General features: G+C 58.1%; 10 protein-coding genes. 6 read left to right on the forward strand and 4 right to left on the reverse strand.

Annotation, left to right across the window (positions count from 1 at the left end; genetic code table 11):
• Window positions 1-173: 173 nt before the first annotated feature.
• The 4 genes from H0V34_15410 (at window position 174) to H0V34_15425 (ending at window position 2,991) form a co-directional block, all read left to right on the forward strand.
• Window positions 174-353, forward strand: a complete 180-nt coding sequence (locus tag H0V34_15410; protein MBA2493003.1) for a hypothetical protein — start codon at window positions 174-176, stop codon at window positions 351-353.
• Window positions 350-1,750 carry an APC family permease gene (locus tag H0V34_15415; GenBank protein ID MBA2493004.1) on the forward strand — a complete coding sequence of 467 codons (1,401 nt, stop codon included), beginning with the start codon at window positions 350-352 and terminating at the stop codon, window positions 1,748-1,750. The genes H0V34_15410 and H0V34_15415 overlap by 4 nt, the downstream gene beginning before the upstream one ends.
• Window positions 1,751-1,934: 184 nt before the next feature.
• Window positions 1,935-2,624 (forward strand): hypothetical protein, encoded by a 690-nt coding sequence (locus tag H0V34_15420; protein MBA2493005.1) that lies wholly within the window; start codon window positions 1,935-1,937, stop codon window positions 2,622-2,624.
• 34 nt (window positions 2,625-2,658) lie between these two features.
• Window positions 2,659-2,991: a hypothetical protein gene (locus H0V34_15425; GenBank protein ID MBA2493006.1), complete on the forward strand. Its 333-nt coding sequence runs from the start codon at window positions 2,659-2,661 to the stop codon at window positions 2,989-2,991.
• Here the strand turns inward: H0V34_15425 and H0V34_15430 are convergent.
• Window positions 2,977-3,168 (reverse strand): hypothetical protein, encoded by a 192-nt coding sequence (locus tag H0V34_15430; GenBank protein ID MBA2493007.1) that lies wholly within the window; start codon window positions 3,166-3,168, stop codon window positions 2,977-2,979. The genes H0V34_15425 and H0V34_15430 overlap by 15 nt on opposite strands.
• Window positions 3,146-3,379, reverse strand: a complete 234-nt coding sequence (locus H0V34_15435) for a hypothetical protein (protein ID MBA2493008.1) — start codon at window positions 3,377-3,379, stop codon at window positions 3,146-3,148. Before H0V34_15435 ends, H0V34_15430 begins: the two co-directional genes overlap by 23 nt.
• A 63-nt stretch (window positions 3,380-3,442) precedes the next feature.
• On the opposite strand from H0V34_15435, the gene H0V34_15440 reads away from it, so the two are divergent.
• Both H0V34_15440 and H0V34_15445 read left to right on the forward strand, forming a co-directional pair.
• On the forward strand, window positions 3,443-3,649 hold the full coding sequence (locus tag H0V34_15440; protein MBA2493009.1) for a type II toxin-antitoxin system HicB family antitoxin: 207 nt from the start codon (window positions 3,443-3,445) through the stop codon (window positions 3,647-3,649).
• Window positions 3,597-3,869 (forward strand): type II toxin-antitoxin system HicA family toxin, encoded by a 273-nt coding sequence (locus tag H0V34_15445; GenBank protein ID MBA2493010.1) that lies wholly within the window; start codon window positions 3,597-3,599, stop codon window positions 3,867-3,869. Before H0V34_15440 ends, H0V34_15445 begins: the two co-directional genes overlap by 53 nt.
• 24 nt (window positions 3,870-3,893) lie before the next feature.
• Here H0V34_15445 and H0V34_15450 read toward each other — a convergent pair whose 3' ends face one another.
• Together H0V34_15450 and H0V34_15455 are read right to left on the reverse strand one after the other, a co-directional pair.
• Window positions 3,894-4,232 carry a hypothetical protein gene (locus H0V34_15450; GenBank protein ID MBA2493011.1) on the reverse strand — a complete coding sequence of 113 codons (339 nt, stop codon included), beginning with the start codon at window positions 4,230-4,232 and terminating at the stop codon, window positions 3,894-3,896.
• A 122-nt stretch (window positions 4,233-4,354) separates the two neighbouring features.
• Window positions 4,355-4,546 carry a hypothetical protein gene (locus H0V34_15455; GenBank protein ID MBA2493012.1) on the reverse strand — a complete coding sequence of 64 codons (192 nt, stop codon included), beginning with the start codon at window positions 4,544-4,546 and terminating at the stop codon, window positions 4,355-4,357.
• Between the last annotated feature and the right edge of the window lie 315 nt (window positions 4,547-4,861).

Here is a 4,861-nt window from a genome sequence, read left to right on the forward strand (position 1 = left end):
GCTCGTGTTCTATTTCTGGTACATGCTTACGAGGTCAGCAAAAGAGTACAGGGACGTGATCGCCGAGAAGTTCGACCCCTGAAGTTCTAAACCGTAGAACCGCAACGCGGCCGCGAAAGCGCGAAAGTGAATGACCGCAAAGATCAATAACGACGTTGACGAGGCGCATGCCGATGGATATCTGGAATATCGCTGAGTATCTGGCCTGGGGAATCTCCGCGTTACTCATTGTCTGGATGGTGGTCGACGCGATTCGCGTTGGCATGACGTATGACGAAGCGCTGCTGCAAAGCTCGCGCGAAGGCGCCGACGAGTTGCTGGAGCAAAGTTCCGAGAAGGTAGGCGCGTCATGAGTACGACTACTCCTGCAACGACTACCGTACACGGCGATCGGATCAATCTGCTGAAGGTTTTGGGCCCTGCGCATATCTGGGGCCTCGGCGTCGGCATCGTGCTCGTGGGTGAGTTCATGGGCTGGAACTTCGCCGTTGGCAAGGGCGGCGCGCTGGCCGCGCTGATCGCCTGCTGGGTCATCGGCTTGTTGTATACCTGCGTGGCCATGATCGATTCGGAGGTAACCTCCACAGTCGCCGCCGCGGGCGGACAGTACGCGCAGGCCAAGCACATCATCGGGCCGCTGATGGCGTTCAACGTCGCCCTGTACCTGGTGATGGCGTACACGATGCTGGAGGCGGGCAACGCGTTCATCGCCGCCGACCTACTTAGAACCGTGGCCGGGCAGTCCGGTCACGCGGATCTCAACATCACGCCGTTTATCCTGCTGGTCATCACCTCGCTGGCGTGGCTCAATTATCGCGGCGTGTTCATGACCCTGACCTTCAACTACATCATTACCGGTGTTGCGTTTCTGTCCATCCTGGTGCTGTACGTGTCGGTGGCGCCGTGGACGCCGGGCGAAGTGGTGAAGCACGACCAGCTGCTGACCGGCCTGCCCTACGGCTGGATCGGCGTGGTGGCGGCGTTGCAGTTTGGCATGTGGTATTACCTCGGCATCGAAGGCACGTGTCAGGCCGCCGAGGAATGCCGTTCGCCTGGACGCTCCATTCCGCTCGGCACCATCACCGGCATCGTCACCCTGATAATCGCCGCCTCTCTGACCTGGTACGTCGCCACCGGATTGATCCCGTGGGAATACCTGGGCCAGGCGTACACGCCGCTTTACGACGCCGCGACGATCACCGGGAGCAAGCTCCTGATGGTGGTGCTGTTCGTCGGCACCATGCTCTCGACCCTGGCCTCGGCCAACGGCTGCATCAACGACGCCTCGCGCGCGTGGTTCTCGATGGGACGTGACCGTTACATGCCGCAGTGGTTCGGCGCCGTGCATCCGCGCTATCGCACACCGTTTCGTTCCATCCTGTTCCTGATCCCGATCGCGTACGTGGCGGCCACGCAATTACCCGTGGACGGCGTGATTACGTTTTCCATCCTCGCGGGGCTGCTTGGCTACACATTCATGTCGTTCAACATCGTGCGCTTCCGGCAGTTGTGGCCGCTTGGCGTCATCAAACGCGCGTACATCCATCCCTTTCATCCGTTGCCGGCCGTGGTCCTGTTCATTCTGTGCATGGCGGTGTACTTCGCGACCTTTCTGGGCTATGCGGATTATCTGATCTCGATTCTGGTATTTTTTATCGTCGCGTCACTCTGGTTCTCCATGCACCGCTACAAATACGTGCGCCGTGGCGATCAGTTCACCATGTCCTGGCCGCGGCCGCGCGGATACTGAAATTACCGTGTTCCCGCTTCGCAAAGAGCTTGTCCTGAGCCAGTCGAACGGGGGGTCAATGGGATTTGTCGAAGGTTATGAAACGAATATTCAATAACCGCAGCGCGCAGCACACTCAGCCTTACAGCCATCGACATCCTGAAATGTCGGCACCTGTTTCATAACTTCGATGTTTGTTCCGCCGATGGGAATCTACACACTGCTGGTGACGTTTGTGGTCGTGCTGTTTGCCGCGCTGATCTGGCGTGAACAGGCGCGTCATCGCGAGACGGTTCGTCGCCAGCGCCGCGCCATGTGGGATCGCTGCCTGACGATGTTCGAGCAACCGTCGATAGCGCAGGACGATATCGATTTTCCAGTGCTCAAAGGTCTTTACGATGGTCGCCGGGTGACCCTGGAGCCGATCGCCGACCACGTCGGCTACCGCAAGCTGCCGCAATTGTGGTTGCGGGCCACCGTGTTTGCGAGACTGCCCGTGCAGGGCACGTTCGATTATCTGGCACGCCCGGAGAACATCGAGTTCTATTCCAGCGTCTGGTCGCTGCCAGTTAACGTTACCGTCCCACCGTCGTGGCCGCAGCACGCCATATTGCGAACGGACACGGCCGAGCGCATGCCGCCGCTTAACGTCGTATCGCGGCACATAAACATGTTCGACGACCCGAGACTCAAGGAACTCGTTATCACGCCGCGCGGTGTACGCACGGTTTTTCAGCTCGATCAGGGACAGCGCGCTCATTACGCCGTCATGCGGAGCCTGCGGTTCGACGGCCTGCAGGTGGCCCCCGATGGCCTCGAAATGCTGCTCGACCGGATGCTGGCGCTGATCGTCGACCTTGAACGAGCCGACCTCAAACAGATCGCGGCGGCTTAATGCGCCGGGCGTCGCTCAGTTCGCGGGTGCGGGGATGCGCGTGAACAACGCATCGGGCAACAACGGGGACGGCTCCACGCATCATCCTTATATGGTGGCCCTGGTGGCGATTCTGTTACCAGGCTACGGACAGGTGCTCAACCGCCAGCCGGCCCGCGGTCTGCGATTCGCGTTTTTTACACTTCTGCTCGGCTGGATTACTTTTCAGTTAACCACACAGGAGCATTCGCTGCTCGGACGGTACGCAGGCGGACTGTTCATCTATTCGCTCTCCGTGCTAGACGCCTACAAATGGGCGCGCGTGCGGCGGGCGGAATTTCATTTTCGGCATTCATCTGAAGTGATTCCGAGCTCATTGCCGAAGTGATCGCGGAACGAATAGCAGGTCGCTTAACTCACCGCTGCAACGGTTGATCCGCACCGCCACGGCTTTCACGTCCACGCGATTGTCGTAGCCGACGGTCTTGCTTAAGGTGATGCCGCTGATGGTGGTATCGATGCGGGTCAACCAATTCAGATCGTCATAGTCGAATGTTTCGGTCACCAAGCGCGCGCTGGGTCCACCTGATCCACGCGCTGCTCCAGATTGCCAACTCGACGCGCCAGTAGATCAGGCTTGGATCATTGGCCCTCTGCACCTGCCGCAGATAGCCTTGCGCGTTGTAGAGGTTGCGCACCGCGTAGTTGTTGGCGGGAGAGGTGATAACGTCCACGCGGCTGGCCAGACCATAGTTCCGCGCGGTGACGCGGGCCATCGCCAGCCGATTACAGCTAAACGCCTGATATAATCGCGGCACCACGTATCGAGGACTACTTCAATGCGACAAGTCATCATCTACAAAGGCCAGGATGACTGCTGGATTGCGGAATGCGCAAGCCTACCGGGTTGTATTTCTCAAGGACACACCAAAGAAGAAGCGGTCAACAACATCAAAGAGGCCATTGAAGGCTATATTTCCGCGCTGCAAGAAGATGGTCTGGCAGTCCCCGAAGAGCGCTTTGAAACACTGCTTGTCGCCGTGTGAGCGCGCTGCCTCGCGTCTCCGGCCGTCAGTATACGGGGCATCGCTGGGCAAGATTGGCTGCTACAGAAAACGCCAGCACGGCAGTCACATCATCCTGCGCCGCGATCATCCCTTCGCACAGCTCGTCGTGCCCGACCACAAGGAACTTGACCGCGGTACGCTCCGGGCGATCCTGCGACAGGCGAATCTTGGCGTCGATGATTTCATCAAGCTCTTATAGTCGGCCTGCCTCTATCACAGGGGTTTAGTCCGCTGTTACTCTTAAGCCCGTGACGATGGGTCGTTCCAGGTCGTCGCAGTCTTCAAGTTTGGGGGCGACGACTTGTTGGCTCGCGTGGGCGCTCAAGATTATCGAGAAGAGGTATTTGCCTTTGGGCGTTTCGCTGTCGACGCGGGCGTAGTGGGCATCGCTGCGGCAGCCGTAGGGATTGGGCGATTGGTCGAAGGCGACGTACAGACGATCGCTCTTGCCATCGCCGTCGATGAAGTATTCGGTAATCGTTTGACTGTCCTGCCAGCCGGCAGCCGGAGACAAATTCGACAGCGCCAACAGCGCCATCGCTATCAGCCATTTTTTGTTCATATGTGCTCCCCTGTTTTGGTTGGTACGTTATAGATTCTTTCCGCCTGCTACCCTGATTTGTAGGCTGGGTTAGCGCAGCGTAACCCAGCATTACCAGCCACGAGTCACTGGGATTCGCAGACTCATCCCAGCCTACACCGGCTGCGGCAGCCATCGGGGTTGGGGGATTGGTCGAAAGCGACGTACAGCCGATCGCTCGTGTTATCGCCGTCAATGAAGTATTCGGTAATCGTTTTACTGTCCTGCCAACCGGCGGCGAACGATAAACTTGATAGCGCCAACAGCCCCATTCCTATCAGCCATTGCTTTTTCATGTGTACTCCCTTCGGTGGTTGACTACGTTATAGAGATTCTTGGTACTTTCTCTTCAAAGCTCGTCGTATCAGGTGTTCGTGGCAGGTCCCCGATTTCCGCCAATTTCCGTCCGATTCTTCCGCATGGTCTGTTCCCGATTCTCCTCGCGAGGGCTACTTCCCGCCCTGCCGTTCTAAAACGATATCTCCTATTGAGACTTGCATAATAAGTTAACGATTCAAAGCGACAATTCGGCTTGTTGGCAGAAGGCTCGTATCAAGGTCGAGCGGCGCTGCATGGAGGCGAGCCGTCGCCGGGCGAAGTGGGTAAGCTGT

This window comes from Gammaproteobacteria bacterium (assembly GCA_013696315.1).
Taxonomy (GTDB): domain Bacteria; phylum Pseudomonadota; class Gammaproteobacteria; order JACCYU01; family JACCYU01; genus JACCYU01.